The organism is Mesorhizobium sp. M1E.F.Ca.ET.041.01.1.1 (assembly GCF_003997355.1).
In the GTDB taxonomy this organism is placed as follows: Bacteria; Pseudomonadota; Alphaproteobacteria; order Rhizobiales; family Rhizobiaceae; genus Mesorhizobium.
This window is the reverse complement of sequence record NZ_RZSL01001221.1, coordinates 1-552: the sequence shown is the minus strand read 5'-3', so window position 1 is coordinate 552 and position 552 is coordinate 1. Positions and strand designations below refer to the sequence as shown.

General features: G+C 63.0%; 1 pseudogene. It reads left to right on the top strand.

Annotated features, from left to right (window positions below):
* Positions 1-268, top strand: a pseudogene (locus EOA38_RS40870) (integrase); the annotation flags it as partial.
* Positions 269-552: the final 284 nt, after the last annotated feature.

Sequence of the window (552 nt, the reverse complement as noted above, 5' to 3'; positions counted from 1 at the left end):
GGCAAAACGGTGGGAGCCGAGCGGCTCAACGATCAGGAGGTGGCGCGGCTGGTCAAACGCGCGGCCTTGGCCGCCGGCGTGCGCGGGGATCTTTCCGAGGGCGACCGTGCGACGAAATTCTCGGCCATTCCTTGCGCTCTGGCCTGGCCTCGTCGGCCGAGGCCTATGTGCAAAAACAGCTTGCCACGCCAGCGCCGAAATGTCCCGGCGCTATCAGCGCCGAAGAGATCGTTCCCGCGTCAATCTCACCAAGGCGAGTGGCCTGTAGTCGCGGGCCAGTAGCGGAAGCTACGCGAGGCGGAACGGCTTGTCCAACGCGCCTGATGCTGCAAGGATCGAGGAGTGTTGTGGCGCGAACGCAATACCCATCGCGCGCCTGGACCCTAGCCCGAATTCGCTCAACAAATCGTAAACGCGGGAGCGCGCATCCATGGAAACGAGGATCATCGACAGCCCGAACGATTTTGCGCAATGGGCGATCGATAGGGCCAATGCGATCCTACGGATCAGGGTTCGGAACTCGCCATCGCGGCCCGCAACGAAAACGAAGCC